Below are 15,948 nucleotides of genomic sequence, written 5' to 3' on the forward strand. Positions count from 1 at the left end.
GGCTGATCTCGAACGTCCCAGCGGTTCCGCCTTCCACTCAAAAACGGAACCGCGCTGCATCGGTGTCGTCAGCAATAGATCCTGAACTTTTCGCGGATCGCCCGATCGATCTCCGGCGCGATCACCGAAGGTGCCGCTTCCGACAGAATGCGGTTCTTTCTCTCAATCGCGCGGGCGACAAGGTCCGGACGGCCGATCTCGACCCACTCCTTCGGGCTCGTGCGATCAGCGACCGCCGGATAGATATACTCGGTCTGCATCAGCCCGAGCGTCTGCGGGTGACCGAGATAGTGACCGGGACCGTCGAGGCAGACGGAGCGCATGGTTTCGAGCGAAACCGAATCCTCAGTCACGTCGATGCCGCGGATACAGCGCTGTACCTGACCGAGCAGGTCGTCGCCGAGCACCAGCGATTCCAGACAGAAGCCGAGAAGCGAGGCATGCATGCCGACGGCTTCGTAGACCATGTTGAGGCCGGAAAGTCCCGCCATGACGTTGGAGATCGCCTGCTCCCAGCCGGCCTGCATGTCCGGCAGCTTCGCGTCAGCGATGCCGGCGGCGGCCCCGCCCGGCAGGCGATAGAACTGGTGCATCTGCGCGCAGCCCGCCGTCAGCAGCGCCTGCTCGCCGGAACCACCCGACATCGCGCCGGTCCTCAAATCCGAAACGAAGGGCCAAGTGCCGAAGATCGCCGGATGGCCGGGCGACATGGCATTGACGTAGACGACACCCGCCAGGCATTCGGCGACCGCCTGCACGATCGCGGTCGCAAGCGGCGCCGGCGCAGTCGCGCCCGCCTGCCCTGCCGAAAGCAGGAGCACCGGCATGCCGCCGCGGATGCAGGCCTCCATGGTGATGCAGCTTTCCTCGGCGAACTTCATCGGCGGCACGACGAAGCAGTTGGAATTGGAAACGAAGGGCCGCGCCCGCCACTTGTCCTCGCCGCCGGCGATCATATGGATCAGGTCGAAACAGCCCTCGACATGCGACGGATCGGAAAAACTGGTGCCGACATGTTTCGTCGTTCCGGCGCAACAGGCATAGAGCGTGTTGATGTCCATCAGGAAGTTATCGGGAATGTCCCGGCACACCATTGCCCGTTGGAAGAAGTGGACATTGTCGAGATGGTGAACGAGCTGGGCGGCGTTCAGCAGGTCCTTGGCAGTCGACTCGCGGTATTCCCGCTTCTCGACATCGACGACGTGAACCGCCGCACCGGCGGTGCCGTAATAGACCCGCGTGCCGCTGAGCTCCAGATCCTGCTTCGGATCGCGGGCATGAAGCGTGATGTCGCGGGCGGCAATGGCCAGCATGTCCTCGACCAGCGCGCGGGGAAAGCGGATGCGCCCATCATCGCCGAGAACAGCGCCGGCGCCGGTCATGATCGCAATGCCGGATTTCGGCGCATTGGCAAGCCCGATCTGCTCCAGCGCATCGAGCGCCGCTTCATGGATGCGCTGGACATTCGCCTCGCTCAGAGGCTTGTACTGGCCGCCGGGAAGGCCCGGCCGCACCGGCCGGATGTTCTCGGCAAGCGGTGCGGAGCGAAGCGCCACGCGCGCTGCCCGTCCGCCTGACCGTCTCGAAACCGCAACTGCGCATTCGTCAGCCATCATTCATCTCCCAATGGCGCCATAGCTCTTTGCCGCTCGCACTTGCCGGCGGATTTGCCCCTCTCCTCGGGTTCTAACCCGAGGACTAACCCTCTCCCCGCACGCGAGGGAGAAGGGGCTGGACGGCGCGGCATCTCCCTTCTCCCCGTCGAAACGGGGAGAAGGTGCCGGCACGCGGATGAGGGGCGGTCCATTTTCAGGCCCGGACCCGCTCCGCCTTCGGATCATACATGGCCTTCAGCGAAGCCTCGGCCTTGACCCGCGTTCCGGCGATTTCGATCTCGTAACTCGACCCGAGCACATCCGCCTCGCTCTCTCCCTCGCAGGACACGTAACCAAGACCGACCGCGCCACCGAGATAGTGGCCGTAATTGCCGGACGTGATCGTGCCGACGATCTCGCCATCGCGGACAATCGCTTCGTTGTGGAAGAGCAGCGGCTCCGGATCCGCAAGCCGGAACTGCACCAGCCGGCGTGACAGGCCCCTGTCGCGCTTTGCAAGCACACCCTCGCGGCCGATGAAATCGCCCTTGTCCTGCTTCACCGCAAAGCCAAGGCCGGCTTCGAGCACATGATCCTCGTCGGTGATGTCGTGGCCGAAATGGCGGAACGCCTTCTCGATCCGGCAGCTGTCGAGCGTGTGAAGACCGCAGAGCTTGAGCCCCATGTCGCCACCTGCCGCTTCCAGCGTTTCGAACACATGCGCCGCCTGGTCGGTAGAGACGTAGAGTTCCCAGCCGAGCTCGCCGACATAGGTGACGCGGTGGGCGCGGGCGAGCCCCATGCCGATTTCGATTTCGCGCGCCGTAGCGAAAGGATGCGCCTGATTGGAGAAGTCGTTGGGGCTCACCTTCTGCATCAGCTCGCGCGCCTTCGGTCCCATCACGCAAAGTACACTTTCGGCGGCGGTGACATCGGTAATCACCACGAATTCATCGCGAACATGCTTGCGCAACCAGGCGAGATCGCGCTGCAGCGTCGCGCCGGGCACCACGAGGAAGAAGGCGGTTTCCGAAAGGCGGGTGACGGTCAGGTCGCTCTCGATGCCGCCGCGCGCGTTCAGCATCTGGGTGTAGACGATCCGGCCCGGCTCCACGTTCATCTCATTGGCGCAGAGCCGCTGCAGGAACGAAAGCGCATCGCGGCCCTCGACGCGGATCTTGCCGAATGACGTCATGTCGAAGAGACCGACGCCATTGCGAACAGAGAGATGCTCCGCCCTCTGGTTCTCGAACCAGTTCTGACGCTTCCACGAGTAACGGTATTCGCGTTCCTGTTCCTCGTTGGCGAACCAGTTGGCACGCTCCCAGCCCGCCACTTCTCCGAAGACGGCGCCGCGGGCCTTTAGATGCTCATGCAGCGGTGAGCGGCGGACGCCGCGCGCCGTCGCCATCTGGCGATAGGGGAAGTGATCGGCATAGAGCAGGCCGAGCGTCTCCGACACGCGCTCCTTGAGATAGCTGCGGTTCTTCTGGAACGGCTGCGCCCGGCGGATATCGACCTCCCACAAATCGAAGGGCGGCTCGCCGTCGTTCATCCATTGCGCCAGCGCCATCCCGGCGCCGCCGGAGGAAACGATGCCGATCGAATTGTAGCCGGCGGCAACCCAATAACCTTTCACCTCCGGCGCCTCGCCGAGATAGTAGCGGTCGTCGGGCGTAAAGCTTTCCGGTCCGTTGAAGAAAGTGTGGATGCCCGCCGTTTCCAGCATCGGCATGCGGTTGACCGCCATTTCGAGGATCGGCGCGAAGTGGTCGAAGTCCTCCGGCAGCTGGTCGAAGCAGAAGTCCTCGCGGATGCCGTCCATGCCCCAGGGCTTGGCCTTAAGCTCGAAGGCGCCGACCAGCATCTTGCCGGCATCTTCCTTGTAATAGGTGCACTCGTCCGGCACGCGCAGCACCGGCAGACGGGTGAGGCCCGGGATTGCCTCGGTGACGATGTAGAAATGCTCGCAGGCGTGCAGCGGCACGGTGACGCCCGACTGGCGCGCGAACTCCCTACCCCACATGCCGGCGCAGTTGACGACATTTTCCGTCTCGATCGTGAAGCTCTCGCCGTTCTGCTCGCAAGTGACGCCGGTCACGCGGCCGTCTTTCTTGAGAACGGAAGTGACTTTCACGCCCTCGATAATGGTCGCGCCATTCTGGCGCGCGCCTTTGGCAAGCGCCATCGCGATGTTGGCGGGGTCGCACTGACCATCGAGCGGCAGATGCACCGCCGCCTTGACGTCGGAGGTGTTGAGGTGCGGATACATCGCCTTCACCTCATCCGGCGTGATCTCGCGGACATCGACGTTGAAGGCGCGGGCGAGCGAGGCCTGACGGTAGATTTCTTCCTTGCGCTCTTCCGTCAGCGCGACGGTGATCGAACCGTTCTGGCGCATTCCCGTGGCGATGCCGGTTTCAGCTTCGAGTTTGACGTAAAGGTCGGCCGAATATTTCGCGAGCCGCGTCATGTTCTGCGAGGCGCGAAGCTGGCCGATCAGCCCGGCCGCATGCCAGGTCGTGCCGGACGTCAGTTGCTTGCGTTCGAGCAGAACCACGTCCGTCCAGCCAAGCTTCGACAGGTGATAGGCGACCGAGCAACCGGAAACGCCGCCGCCGATGATGACGGCACGGGCTTTTGCAGGAATGGGCTTCGTCATGCTCTCAGTCTTTCATTCGAGGGATCCCAGAGCGGCTGGTCCAGCTGAACGATCGCCTTGAAGCGTTCACCGAAAATCTCGACCTCGATCTCCTGGCCCGGTACAGCGAGATCCGCGCGCAACATCCCCAGCGCGATCGACTTGCCGACACGATAGCCCCAGTTTCCGGAGGTCGTCTCGCCGACGACCTCGCCGCCCGACCACAGCGTCGACATATAGGGCGCGTCGCATTCGCCAGCCTCGACCGTCAGGGTGACGAAGCGCTTGCTGACACCCTGTTGCTTCTCGCGCTCCAGCGCGGCCTTGCCCTTGAAGGCCGGCTTCGACCAATCCACGAAGCGCTCGAGCCCGCCCTGCAGGACCGTGTAGTCGGTTGACAAATCACCCTTCCAGGCGCGGTAACCTTTTTCGATGCGCAGGCTGTCGAGCGCCTCCATGCCGAACGGTTTGAGGCCGTGTTTCTGGCCCGCCGCCCAAACCGTGTCAGAGATCGCCGCCGTGTCGTCGATCTTCGTGTGGATTTCCCATCCGAGTTCGCCGGCGAAGGAAACGCGAACGAGCTGGCAGTAACCCCCGGCGATCTGTGCAGTCTGATGCGTGAGCCAGCCTTTCGTAAGGTCGGCGTCCGAAACTTCCGCCAGGATGTCGCGCGATTTCGGCCCGGTGAGGATCTGGCAGGAGAAATTCGCGGTCACGTCGTCAAGCGTGAAAGCCGCGTCGGCCGGGCGGTGCTTCTGCAGCCATTCGAAATCATGCCATTGCGCCGTCGCCGCGGTAATCAGGAAAAAGAAATCCTCCTCGATCGCCATCACCGACATTTCCGTGACGATGCGGCCCTTGTCGTCGGAGAAATAGGCAAGGCCGATACGTCCGGGCTTCGGCACACGACCGGTAATGAGCCCTGTCAGCCACTCCCGCGCCCCCTCGCCCTTTATGCGAAAGCGCGAGAAGCCCGGCAGGTCGAGAATGCCGGCGGCATCGCGGACCGCCAGGCATTCCTCCTCGATGCGTCTTGCCCACGGCCCTTCGCGACCCCAGGTCTGCGTCGCTTGCTCGGACGTGTCGTCGCCGGGTTTCGCATACCACATGGCACGCTCCCAGCCGTTATAGGGCTTGAACTGGGCGCCGAGCGCAGCGATCCGGTCGTGGATCGGCGAGAGCTTCTTGCCGCGGCCTGCGGGCCAGTAATGTTTCGGAAAATGCATCGCATATTCGTGGCCGTAGATTTCCATGCCCTTGGCGATGCAATAGTCCTGATCGGTATAGTCGGTGTAGCGGCGCGGATCGCAGGACCACATGTCCCATTCCGTCTGGCCCTCGGTTACCCATTCGGCGAGCACCTTGCCGGCCCCGCCAGCCTGGCAGATGCCGAAGGTGAAGACACAGGCTTCGAAGGCATTCGGCACGCCGGGCATCGGCCCGATCAGCGGATTGCCGTCGGGCGCATAGGGGATCGGTCCGTTGATCACGCGCGAAAGACCGGCGGTGCCGAGGATCGGTACGCGCTCGACCGCGTCGTTCAGATACCATTCCAATCTTTCCAGATCGTCGGGAAAGAGCTGGAAAGAGAAGTCCTCGGGCATCGGATCATCAGGCGTTACCCAATGAGCGCGGCAGTTCCGCTCGTAGGGCCCGAGGTTCATCCCGTATTTCTCCTGCCGGAGATAATAGGAGGAGTCGACGTCGCGCAGCAGCGGCAGCTTGTGCCCTGCTTCCTTCGACCAGGCGGCAAGCTCCGGGATTTCGTCGAAGAGAATATATTGGTGGCTCATCACCATCATCGGCACGTCGCGGCCGAACATCTTGCCCACTTCGCGTGCATAGTAGCCGGCGGCGTTGACGACATATTCGCAGCGGATTTCGCCCTGCGGCGTCGAGATCACCCATTCATCGTTTTCGCGGCGTGCCCCGGTGACCGGACAGAAGCGGATGATCTTCGCGCCCAAGTCACGCGCGCCTTTGGCCAGCGCCTGGGTGAGCTGCGCCGGGTCGATATCGCCGTCATAGGGGTCGTAGAGCGCGCCTGTCAGCTCGTGGGTTTCCAAGAAGGGATAGCGGCTGCGCATCTCGTCCGGCGTCAGGATGTCGAGGTCCATGCCCTGGTAGCGCCCCATGCCGACGACGCGCTTGAACTCCTGCAGCCGCTCCTTCGAATGCCCGAGGCGGATCGATCCGGTGACGTGATAGTTCATCGGGTAGTCGACCAGCGTTCCCAGCTCGCGATAGAGCGAGGCCGAATAGCGCTGCATGTTCATGATCGACCAGGAAGAGGAGAAGGTCGGCACATTGCCGGCCGCGTGCCAGGTCGAACCCGCGGTCAGCTCGTTCTTTTCCAGAAGCACGCAATCCGTCCAGCCGGCCTTGGCAAGATGATAGAGCGAGGAGGCGCCAACAGCTCCCCCGCCGATGATCACGACGCGTGCGTGAGACGGCAAATTCGACATGCGTAGTTCCCTCTTTTAAGGGGATATTTGACGACGAGCGAAAGACCATCAAGCAGCGAAATGAGGTTTTATTGATCGAAGATTTCGATTAGGCTTACCGCGTTTTGGAGGCGGCGTGTCGCAAAGATGCAAGTTGAACTGATCGAGACGTTTCTGGACCTCATGGAAACGCGAAGCTTCAACCGCACGGCCGAGCGGTTGAACATCACCCAGTCGACCGTTTCTCATCGCGTGAAGGCGCTGGAGGCGCAGTTCAACCGTAAGCTCTTCACCCGCAGCAAGGGCGGCACGGTTCCGACCGCTTCGGGTCTGCGCTTTCTCGATTACGCGAAAGCGCTTCAAAATCAATGGCATGAAGCGACGAGAGCGGTCGCCAGCGCCGGCGCTTTCGAGCGTTCAATGCGGCTGGGTATCCAGCACGATCTGGCCGAGACCTTTGCCGGTGACTGGCTCGCCGCCGTCCGCCGCGAGTTGCCGCAGACCGAGATCTACATGGAGGCGGATTATTCCAACCAGATGAACCGCGATCTCGCGGCCGGGGAGCTTGACCTGGCGATTCTCTATACGCCCCACTACCTACCCGATCTCCACTATGAACGGATCGGCGAACTGCATTACATACTGGTCAGCACTGAGGCCCGCGACATGACCGCCGTCAACCCCGAGAGCTATATCCGCTCCAGCTATTCGCCGGCCTTCGACCGTGCCCATCGGCTGGCTCTGCCGCATCTCTCGGCCGCTTCGCTCTCCGCGGGGCAGAACATGGCGATCGCCGGCCTCCTGCGTTCGCTCGGCGGAGCGGCTTACGTGACGAGTGCCACCGCCGAGCGGCTCTCCGACAGCGGCATCGCGACCGCGGTCGCCGATGCGCCGGTCATCCCACAGGCCGTCTATGCCGCGACGAGCCTCCGCACGCGCCACGCGCACCAGCACCGCAAGATCATCGGGGCGATGGAGCTGCTACTCTCGTCAATGCAGGCGCAGGTATAGGCAATACGAAGGCATGTCGTCAGAACTTGCCCTTGAAATGCGTTTTCAACCGCGTCACGTCTTCGGGCGTGACCGTCGGCGGATCGGTGACCGCCATCCAGGCATCGATATAATGCTCCGGCGCATAGACATGGCCGTAGCCGATCGGCGATGTCGTCGCCAAAGCCATGTCGGCCAGAAGCTGCAGCCCGGTCACGACCGGGAACCAACGCAGCGCCGGCGAGACATCGGGACCCCGCGGGGCCTTCATCCATTGCGGCTCGCGATAGAAGGCATGGGGGTCGAAGAAGGTCACCGGATCGCTCGCATATTGCAGATAGACGATCCTCATCGCGCCCCAGCGCGCGCCTTCCATGTCGAGCGCATTCTCCTGGCTCGTGAAGCGGATGACCGAACTGTCGCGGTAGCGCGGCAGCCATGCCGGCGAGGAAGGATCGCGGTCCGCGGTTACCGATTGCCACATCCCGCTCGGAAAAGGCGGCCCGCTCCAGAGCGCGCCCTGAAAAGGATCGCTTATGACGTCGAAGAGATCGACCGAGCCTTGCGAGTTCATCGCGCCAAGACTCAAGCCGTGGAGATAGAGCTTCGGGCGCCGATCCTTCGGCAGCTTCGTCCAGTAGCTGTAGACTTCATCGAAGAGCGCATTAGCGGCGTCGGCGCCGTAGCCCGGCTCGACCAGCAACGACAACCAGCTCGTGAGATAGGAATATTGCACCGCGACGCTCGCGACGTCGCCGTGCAGCAGATATTCGACCGGATTGAGTGCCGCCGGATCGATCCAGCCGGTGCCGGTCGGAACGACGACGAGCAGCGACTTGCGCTCGAAACCGCCGGCGCGTTTCAGTTCCTCCAGAGCCAGTTTTGCCCGCTCCCGGGCGGTCTCGGCAGAATTCAGCCCGACATAGACCCGTACGGGGTCTCGCGCCTCATCGCCGAAGAAGGCGCCGATCTCGGCACCCGTCGGACCGGAGGCGATGAACTGGCGCCCCTGCCGCCCCAGTTCGTCCCAATTGACGAGCGATGCGGCGCTGCCCGTCTTGGCCGGATCCGACGGTGGTGCGACATCCGCGTCGATAAGCGCGTCGAGCTGCTGGAACGAGCTGTCGGCGGCGCGCAGTGCGAGCTTGAAGATCAAGCCGTCGGCAACCGACCAGAAAAGCGCAATGGCTGCGAGCCCGCCGATAGCCCTCGCGATGGGGCGCGTCACGAGGCGTTCCAGCATGCGCGACAGAAAATGAAATGTCAGCAGGAACAGCCGCGCCAGAAAGACGAGCACGAAGAAGACCAAGGCGGCGAGGAGACCGAGCTTCAGGGGGGCCACCGTTTCGATCGGTTCAAGACCCATGATGTTTCGAACAGTGTTCTGCCATCCTGCCGTCTGCCATAGGAATACCGCGACTGCCGCGCCACAGACGAGCCCCGCCACGATCTTCAAAGTGCGCGCGCGCCGTGGGGATGCATCGGGAAGTTCGAAAAACGACCAGAGCCAGCGCAGGAACACGCCAATCGCGTAACCCGCCGCGAGCGAAAGACCGGATATCGCTCCCTGGACCAGGTAGGGCCGTGGAATGAGACTCGGCGTCAGCGAAACCGCGAAGAACAGCACGCCGATAAGCAGCCCGGTCGTGGAAAGCGCCCCCCAGAGCCTTGCAGGCTGGCTTGAGGGCCGCGGCCTCGACATGTCCGTCTGTTGAAGGTGTTCCACGGCGACCCTCCATTGCACAGGCATTGTCAACGGGATGTCCGGCGCGAGCGACACGCGCATTCAGCAATGTCGCCTTGCGCCCTCCCACAGTCAATTGTCGTGGCACGAGGGCGGGGGCAGCCTAGATCCGTCGTTCCTTGATCGTGTTCATCACGAAACTCGTCTCGATTGAAGCCACGCATTTGAGGCGGGCGATCTTTTCCTTGATGAAGCGCTCGTACTGTTCGAGCCCGGCGCTCATCACTTTCAGGACGTAGTCGCGCGAGCCGGTGACGAGGTGGCATTCGAGCACTTCGTCCCAGCCGCGGATCGCGTCTTCGAACATCACGATCTCGTCTTCGTGCTGCCGGCTCAACCGGACGGTCGCAATCGCCGTCATCGTCCAGCCTTCGATCGCCGGATCGACGAGCGCGGTATAGCCGCGGATGACACCGCTTTCCTCCAGTCGCCGCAGACGCCTGAGGCAGGGCGAGGCCGAGAGCCCCACCCGATCGGCGAGCTCGTTGTTTGTGATCCTGGCGTCGGCCAGCAATTCCTTCAAAATCCGGCGATCCATTTCATCGGCAATTTTCTGCGCCATATCTCTTCGTTTCCGGCAATTATTTGCGCTTATCAAAGCGAAGTGATCGCAAATAGCAAGGACCCGTCCAAGCGTCTGATATAATTTGGCGGCTACTGCATGTTTCCTAAATCGTAGTCGATTTAGGACAAAAACATGCAGCAGTTCAAAGTGCTACAGCGTCCTTTGCGCGTCTGACAGACGCGCGGCGCTGTAGTCGAGTCCGTTTCGTTCGAGGAGAAAAGCCATGACCGCGCCGCATCCTTCCAAGACCCACATCGGCAACCACAAGCTGCATCCTGAAACCCTCATGCTGAACTATGGTTACGACCCGGAACTCTCGGAGGGCGCGGTCAAGCCGCCGGTCTTTCTGACGTCCACTTTCGTTTTCCGCTCCGCCGAGGAAGGCCGCGATTTCTTCGATTTCGTTTCGGGCCGACGCGAGCCGCCGGCGGGTGTCGGCGCGGGGCTCGTCTATTCCCGTTTCAACCATCCGAATAGCGAAATCGTCGAGGACCGGCTGGCCGTTTTCGAGCGCGCGGAAAGCGGCGCCGTCTTTTCCTCCGGCATGGCGGCAATCGCAACGACCCTGCTCGCCTTCGTGCGCCCGGGTGACGCCATCCTGCACTCGCAGCCGCTTTACGGCGGCACCGAAACACTGCTCGCCAAGACCTTCCTCAATCTCAACGTCTCGGCAGTCGGTTTCGCCGATGGCGTCGACGAGGCGGCCGTCAATCTCGCAGCCGAGGAGGCGATGAAAAACGGGCGCGTCACCGTCATCCTCATCGAGACGCCCGCCAACCCGACGAACAGCCTCGTCGATATCGCCATGATCCGCCGCGTTGCCGACACGATCGGCGAAAGACAGGGGCACCGGCCCATCCTTGTCTGCGACAACACGCTGCTTGGTCCGGTCTTCCAGCACCCGATCGACCATGGCGCTGACATTTCCCTTTATTCGCTAACCAAATATGTCGGCGGCCACTCGGATCTCATCGCAGGCGCAGTGCTTGGCTCCAAGGCAATCATAAAGCAGATCAAGGCGCTGCGCGGCGCGATCGGCACGCAGCTCGATCCGCACTCCTGCTGGATGCTCGGACGCTCGCTGGAAACGCTGTCGGTCCGTATGCACAAGGCGAATGACAATGCCCGCATCGTCGCCGAGTTCCTGCGTGACCATCCAAAGGTCGAGCGGATCCATTATCTGCCCTTCCACGACGAGGTCTCGCCGGTCGGGCGCACCTTTGCCGCCCAGTCGACCGGCGCCGGTTCGACCTTCTCCTTCGACATCGCCGGCGGCCAGGACGCCGCCTTCCGTTTCCTCAACGCGCTGCAGATCTTCAAGCTGGCCGTCAGCCTCGGCGGCACGGAATCTCTTGCGAGCCACCCGGCCGCCATGACCCATTCGGGCGTGCCGATCGAGGTGCGCCACCGGATCGGCGTGCTTGAATCGACGATCCGCCTGTCGATCGGCATCGAGCATCCGGACGATCTCGTGGCCGATCTCGCAAACGCGCTCACCGTTGCCTGACGCATTACCGGGGGGCCGTGGCCATCATGCTCCCGCGCCCCTCAACAAAACACGGCACGCGATCACCGCCCCGCTGGCGCGCTCTTCACCAGCAACGCCGCCGCCGCGCCCGCCGTTTCCATATAGGTCGGGTCGCGGTGAAGCAGCACCACGGCAAAACTGCCGTCGAGGAGCAGCAGCACCTGCCGCGCCAGCATCAGTGGCTGTTCGACCCTTTCCGCTTCAAACACCTGCTGCAGCCAGGCCTCGAACCTCTTTTTATGAGCGGCACCGACGCGGATTGCCGGATGGCCGGGCATGCTGGCGAGCTCGGCCGACGTGCGCAGGAAGCCGCACCCCTTCCATTTCGGGTGCCGGGCGGCACGCGCCAGATTGCGGAAGATACCTTCGACCTTGGCTGCCACCTCGCCTTCGGTCTCGGCAAACCATTTCTGGAAGAGCTTGAGGTTCGGCTGGTCGCGGCCATCCAGATAGGCGGCGATCAGATCGTCCTTGCTGTCGAAATGGTAGTAGAGCGTGCGCTTCGTGACGCCGGCTGCGGCCGCCACGGCGTCGACGCTGACTGCGCGGATGCCTTCCGCATAGAAGAGCTTGGCTGCCGCGGAGACGATGCGGTCGCGAGTGGAGGAACTGGCTGCCATGATTGATATGTATACCGACTAGTGAATATACAGTCGCTTATCGCTCCCTTAGCCTGCTCCCGTCAACACCACGGGAGATCGCCATGTCCGACACAGTGCTTTTCGACGTCTCCGAAGGCGTCGCGCTGCTCACCTTCAACCGGCCGGAAAAGCTGAACGCGTTGAACTATGAACTGATAGACCGGCTGCTTGTCCTGCTCGACCTGATCGAAGTGGACGACACGGTCCAGGCGGTCATCCTCACCGGCGCCGGCGAGCGGGCCTTTTCAGCCGGCGGCGACATTCATGAGTTTTCCAGAAGCGTAGCGGAAGGCGTAAATGCGGCCGTCCGTGATTTCGTGCGGCGGGGACAAAGGCTTACCGCCCGCCTCGAAGCCTTTCCGAAACCGATCATTGCCGCCGTCAACGGCCTTGCCTATGGCGGCGGCTGCGAGATCACCGAAGCCGTGCATCTCGCCATCGCCAGCGAGCGAGCACGCTTTGCCAAGCCCGAGGTCAGGCTGGCCATGCCGCCGACCTTCGGTGGCACCCAGCGCCTACCGCGCCTCGCCGGTCGCAAGCGCGCGCTCGAACTGCTTCTGACCGGAGACGAATTTCCCGCGAGCCAGGCGCTCGAGATGGGGCTCGTCAATAAGATCGTGCCGCATGGCGATCTCATCACGGCCGCCCGCGAACTGGCTGCCCGCATCATGCGCCACTCGCCCCTCGCGACCGCCGCGATCATTACTGCTGTCACCCGGGGCCTCAACATGACGATCGGCGAAGGCCTGCTGAACGAGAGCGAACAGTTCGCGCGCATGGTGCCGAGCCATGATCTCGGCGAGGGACTCGCGGCTTGGAAGGAACGGCGCGAGCCGCACTACGCCGGACGCTGAACCAGACGCTTAAATCGCGTCTAGCTGCGGGCGAAGCCAAGTGCGAAGAGGGCCAGCGCTCCGATCGACGCGAATGTCCGCACATGGTTCCACCAGACCCAATCGGTCAGGTATCGTTTCTGCCAGAGCTCGTTGGCTGTCTCTCCAGGGGCCGCGGCCGCAAGCGCATCATTCAACGGCACATTGAAGACGATCGTCACCAGCAGCGTGCCGACGACATAGGCAAGCCCGCCCGCCGCAAGCAGCCAACTGCCCTGCCCGCCCGAAAAGAAGGCCGCGGCAATGAGGATCAGCCCGAGGAGCGCCGTTCCCATGAAGGCGGTGAGAAACAGCGGGTTCTGGATCACCACGTTGATGGCATTCATTGCGGCGATCCCTTGTTCGGGCGGCAACCGCGACAAGGCCTGCATGATGCAGACCGAGAAGATGAAGAACAGGCCGGCCATGAGGCCGGAACCGACGACGGCGGCAAAAGCCAGTGCGGGGATTAGAGCAGCCATCACATCATCCTTCAAAGTACATGAGTAGTCCTCACATTTGCAAATGTGATAAACCCTCGTATTTTGAGTGTCAAGCAAATGTGAGGACGACTCATGAAATCAAATCCGGCGACCAGACCGCTCGAAGAGGAACCAACCCTTCGCCGCACGCCGAGCCAGAAGCGCAGCCGCGAGCGCGTCGAGCACATTCTCTCGTGCGCCACTAGGCTGATCGAGAAAAAGGGAAGCGACGCCATGCGCATGAGCGAGGTCGCGGAGATGGCCGGTATCTCAATCGGCTCGCTCTACCAGTATTTTCCCGACAAGGCGGCGATCGTGCGCACCCTTGCCGAACGCTACAATGCCGCCAGCCGGGACTGTATCGCGAGCGAGTTCGCCAAAGTCACCACGCTCGCGGAACTGCGCAGCGCCTTTTCGGTGCTCTTCGACACGTATTACGACATGTTTCTCGCCGAGCCGGTGATGCGAGACATCTGGTCGGCGATGCAGGCGGACAAGACCCTGCGCGAAATCGAACTCGTGGAAAGCCGGGCGAATGGAAAATTGCTCGCCGACACCTGGGCGAGGGTCGCTCCGGAAACGCCGCGCGAAAAAATCGAGAACGACGCCTTTCTCATCATGCATCTCGGGGAATGTACGATGAGGCTCGCGGTCTCGGTCGGCAGACCCGAAGGCGATCGCATCGTCAAGGCCTACGAGCAGATGATCCTTCGGGAATTTGTCGCAGATGCAACTTGAGAAGCCGCAAGTTCAATTGACATCGCCCCCGACCGATCCTAATCATCGGGGATCGATTGGTTCCCGGAAAGCGAACGCCTTTCGGGAGTAAACGGGAACGTGACGGATGGACCCAAACTGGGCATCTCAATCACGGCCGACCCCGCGACTGTAGAGCGGCGTGAATTTGCCATTCCGGAGCGATCCGGAAGAAGCCACTGGGAAAGACCGCGAGAGGGTTCGATCCTGGGAAGGCGAGGCAAATCCCTGGTGACCAGAACACGTGTGTTCAGATGAACGCGCAAGGATCTTGGCACCTGACGCCGTGAGCCAGGAAACCTGCCAGTTGATGCGGGCATTGTGCCCAACCCGGGAAACGTCCCAACGCCATCACGGAGGTTGTCATGGCTACGTCTACAGTTTCGAGCATTACCCTTTCCCTTAACGATCGTCTGGTCGCGGGCGTCTCTGCCCTGTTGATCGGCGCCTTCCTCGTATTCGGTGCGGGCCTCGCGAATTCGGCCGTTCTGCACGATACGGCGCACGACACCCGCCATTCCTACGGCTTCCCCTGCCACTGATCGATGCCATGGAACGCGCCTGGCGTTCCATCTCGAACAAGAGCGGATCGCCTCTCCGGCGTATAGCACGCGGGCGTATTTGCCATTGGGCATGCGCTCCGGCGTGCTCCGCTGGCGTTTTGCATCCACGGAAACCGGAAATGGTGCCGGCTGTGGCGTCTGCACGGCGTTCGCGCATCCTGAATGACGCGCTGCGCTTCGGAGCGGCCGCGCGCCCGATTGAGGAATATCGACAATGATCGTCAAGACACTTCTGGCCGCGATCGTGGCCGGGCTGATCGCCGGCGTCTTCATGACCGCCGCGCAGGAGATGCGCGTCGTGCCGCTGATCCTGCACGCCGAGAAATACGAGGGCGAAGCGCCGTCGGCGGATCATCCGGCAACGCAGGAGCCGGCAGCCGTTGACCACGACCAGCATTCGTCGCTGAGCGACACTTCGGCAGTCGGTGCGCTGCTTTCCACGTTCTCGCCAGTCACACCGGCCTATGCGCATGAGCATGCGGGCGAGCATGAGGAAGGCGGCATCATGTTCGGCATGAGCCGCTTCTCCGGCACGCTTCTCGCCAATCTCGTGACCGGCGCCGGTTTTTCGCTGCTGCTTGCCGGCGTTAGCCTCGTGATCGGCTATCCGATCACACTCGCGAACGGCGCCCTCTGGGGCGCTTTCGGCTGGCTGGCCATCCACTTGCTGCCCGCGATCGGCCTGCCGCCGGAACTGCCGGGCTTCCCGGCAGCCGAACTCGGCGACCGGCAGGTCTGGTGGGCCGCAACCGTGCTGCTTTCGGCCGTCGGCCTCTATCTGCTGGCGCTGCGCCGCGAACTGGTCGCCAAGATCGCCGGTCTCGCGCTCATCGCGGCACCCCAGTTCTACGGCGCGCCGCAGCCGCTCGACATCTCCAGCAACGTGCCTGCCGTCCTCGGCGCGGAGTTCGCGGTCGCCGCGCTCGCGACCACGCTTGCCTTCTGGCTCGTGCTCGGGGTGGTTTCCGGCTTCATCAACGATCGGTTCGTCAAGGCGCGTTAGGTCACGTTCTGATCTTGCTGCCCCTCACCCTGGCCCTCTCCCCGCTCGCGGGGAGAGGGGACGACCATATATCAGTCTCCACTTGCAGCAACGTCGTGAGTCAGAAAGACGCGGCCGCGAATCC

At 62.7% G+C, this 15,948-nt stretch carries 13 protein-coding genes and 1 riboswitch; of the genes, 6 read left to right on the plus strand and 7 right to left on the minus strand.

The window, feature by feature from the left end:
• Nucleotides 1-68: 68 nt before the first annotated feature.
• The 3 genes from QN224_RS17045 to QN224_RS17055 all read right to left on the minus strand — a co-directional run bounded on the left by QN224_RS17045 (nucleotide 69) and on the right by QN224_RS17055 (nucleotide 6,701).
• Entirely contained in the window at nucleotides 69-1,613 is a 1,545-nt protein-coding gene (locus QN224_RS17045; RefSeq protein WP_283977656.1) for a trimethylamine methyltransferase family protein, read from the minus strand.
• Between the two features lie 196 nt (nucleotides 1,614-1,809).
• On the minus strand, nucleotides 1,810-4,257 hold the full coding sequence (locus tag QN224_RS17050) for an FAD-dependent oxidoreductase (RefSeq protein ID WP_283977657.1): 2,448 nt from the start codon (nucleotides 4,255-4,257) through the stop codon (nucleotides 1,810-1,812).
• Complete coding sequence (locus QN224_RS17055) at nucleotides 4,254-6,701, minus strand: FAD-dependent oxidoreductase (RefSeq protein ID WP_283977658.1); 2,448 nt, start codon at nucleotides 6,699-6,701, stop codon at nucleotides 4,254-4,256. Before QN224_RS17055 ends, QN224_RS17050 begins: the two co-directional genes overlap by 4 nt.
• A 126-nt stretch (nucleotides 6,702-6,827) precedes the next feature.
• Here QN224_RS17055 and QN224_RS17060 point away from each other — a divergent pair, with 126 nt between their 5' ends.
• Nucleotides 6,828-7,691 carry a LysR family transcriptional regulator gene (locus QN224_RS17060; protein ID WP_283977659.1) on the plus strand — a complete coding sequence of 288 codons (864 nt, stop codon included), beginning with the start codon at nucleotides 6,828-6,830 and terminating at the stop codon, nucleotides 7,689-7,691.
• Nucleotides 7,692-7,710: 19 nt separating this feature from the next.
• Here QN224_RS17060 and QN224_RS17065 read toward each other — a convergent pair whose 3' ends face one another.
• Together QN224_RS17065 and QN224_RS17070 are read right to left on the minus strand one after the other, a co-directional pair.
• Nucleotides 7,711-9,396 (minus strand): alpha/beta-hydrolase family protein, encoded by a 1,686-nt coding sequence (locus tag QN224_RS17065; RefSeq protein ID WP_283977660.1) that lies wholly within the window; start codon nucleotides 9,394-9,396, stop codon nucleotides 7,711-7,713.
• A gap of 121 nt (nucleotides 9,397-9,517) precedes the next feature.
• Nucleotides 9,518-9,976 (minus strand): Lrp/AsnC family transcriptional regulator, encoded by a 459-nt coding sequence (locus QN224_RS17070; RefSeq protein ID WP_173509659.1) that lies wholly within the window; start codon nucleotides 9,974-9,976, stop codon nucleotides 9,518-9,520.
• Nucleotides 9,977-10,202: 226 nt separating this feature from the next.
• Here QN224_RS17070 and QN224_RS17075 point away from each other — a divergent pair, with 226 nt between their 5' ends.
• Nucleotides 10,203-11,486, plus strand: coding sequence for a cystathionine gamma-synthase family protein (locus QN224_RS17075; protein ID WP_269282126.1), 1,284 nt, complete (start codon nucleotides 10,203-10,205; stop codon nucleotides 11,484-11,486).
• Nucleotides 11,487-11,548: 62 nt separating this feature from the next.
• Here QN224_RS17075 and QN224_RS17080 read toward each other — a convergent pair whose 3' ends face one another.
• A complete protein-coding gene (locus QN224_RS17080) occupies nucleotides 11,549-12,127 on the minus strand; it encodes a TetR/AcrR family transcriptional regulator (protein WP_283977661.1) in 579 nt (192 codons plus the stop codon).
• 83 nt (nucleotides 12,128-12,210) lie between these two features.
• On the opposite strand from QN224_RS17080, the gene QN224_RS17085 reads away from it, so the two are divergent.
• Nucleotides 12,211-13,002: a crotonase/enoyl-CoA hydratase family protein gene (locus QN224_RS17085; RefSeq protein ID WP_283977662.1), complete on the plus strand. Its 792-nt coding sequence runs from the start codon at nucleotides 12,211-12,213 to the stop codon at nucleotides 13,000-13,002.
• 20 nt (nucleotides 13,003-13,022) lie between these two features.
• On the opposite strand, the gene QN224_RS17090 is transcribed toward QN224_RS17085, so the two are convergent.
• The gene (locus tag QN224_RS17090) at nucleotides 13,023-13,502 is read right to left on the minus strand and encodes an anthrone oxygenase family protein (protein WP_283977663.1); all 480 of its coding nucleotides are present in this window, start codon (nucleotides 13,500-13,502) and stop codon (nucleotides 13,023-13,025) included.
• A gap of 93 nt (nucleotides 13,503-13,595) precedes the next feature.
• Here QN224_RS17090 and QN224_RS17095 point away from each other — a divergent pair, with 93 nt between their 5' ends.
• The 3 genes from QN224_RS17095 to QN224_RS17105 all read left to right on the plus strand — a co-directional run bounded on the left by QN224_RS17095 (nucleotide 13,596) and on the right by QN224_RS17105 (nucleotide 15,824).
• Nucleotides 13,596-14,240 (plus strand): TetR/AcrR family transcriptional regulator, encoded by a 645-nt coding sequence (locus QN224_RS17095; protein ID WP_283977664.1) that lies wholly within the window; start codon nucleotides 13,596-13,598, stop codon nucleotides 14,238-14,240.
• Nucleotides 14,241-14,280: 40 nt separating this feature from the next.
• Nucleotides 14,281-14,581: riboswitch (cobalamin riboswitch) on the plus strand.
• 42 nt (nucleotides 14,582-14,623) lie between these two features.
• Complete coding sequence (locus QN224_RS17100) at nucleotides 14,624-14,800, plus strand: CbtB-domain containing protein (protein ID WP_283977665.1); 177 nt, start codon at nucleotides 14,624-14,626, stop codon at nucleotides 14,798-14,800.
• A 235-nt stretch (nucleotides 14,801-15,035) separates the two neighbouring features.
• Nucleotides 15,036-15,824 (plus strand): CbtA family protein, encoded by a 789-nt coding sequence (locus tag QN224_RS17105; protein WP_283977666.1) that lies wholly within the window; start codon nucleotides 15,036-15,038, stop codon nucleotides 15,822-15,824.
• Nucleotides 15,825-15,948 lie beyond the last annotated feature (124 nt).

The sequence above is a fragment of the Sinorhizobium sp. 7-81 genome (assembly GCF_030124405.1).
GTDB classification, from domain to species: domain Bacteria; phylum Pseudomonadota; class Alphaproteobacteria; order Rhizobiales; family Rhizobiaceae; genus Sinorhizobium; species Sinorhizobium psoraleae.

Coding starts and splice junctions, on each gene's coding strand:
- QN224_RS17095 (WP_283977664.1), top strand. CDS start 13,596: ATGAAATCAAATCCGGCGACCAGACCGCTCGAAGAGGAACCAACCCTT.
- QN224_RS17045 (WP_283977656.1), bottom strand. CDS start 1,613: ATGGCTGACGAATGCGCAGTTGCGGTTTCGAGACGGTCAGGCGGACGG.
- QN224_RS17050 (WP_283977657.1), bottom strand. CDS start 4,257: ATGACGAAGCCCATTCCTGCAAAAGCCCGTGCCGTCATCATCGGCGGC.
- QN224_RS17080 (WP_283977661.1), bottom strand. CDS start 12,127: ATGGCAGCCAGTTCCTCCACTCGCGACCGCATCGTCTCCGCGGCAGCC.
- QN224_RS17060 (WP_283977659.1), top strand. CDS start 6,828: ATGCAAGTTGAACTGATCGAGACGTTTCTGGACCTCATGGAAACGCGA.
- QN224_RS17085 (WP_283977662.1), top strand. CDS start 12,211: ATGTCCGACACAGTGCTTTTCGACGTCTCCGAAGGCGTCGCGCTGCTC.
- QN224_RS17100 (WP_283977665.1), top strand. CDS start 14,624: ATGGCTACGTCTACAGTTTCGAGCATTACCCTTTCCCTTAACGATCGT.
- QN224_RS17075 (WP_269282126.1), top strand. CDS start 10,203: ATGACCGCGCCGCATCCTTCCAAGACCCACATCGGCAACCACAAGCTG.
- QN224_RS17070 (WP_173509659.1), bottom strand. CDS start 9,976: ATGGCGCAGAAAATTGCCGATGAAATGGATCGCCGGATTTTGAAGGAA.
- QN224_RS17090 (WP_283977663.1), bottom strand. CDS start 13,502: ATGGCTGCTCTAATCCCCGCACTGGCTTTTGCCGCCGTCGTCGGTTCC.
- QN224_RS17105 (WP_283977666.1), top strand. CDS start 15,036: ATGATCGTCAAGACACTTCTGGCCGCGATCGTGGCCGGGCTGATCGCC.
- QN224_RS17055 (WP_283977658.1), bottom strand. CDS start 6,701: ATGTCGAATTTGCCGTCTCACGCACGCGTCGTGATCATCGGCGGGGGA.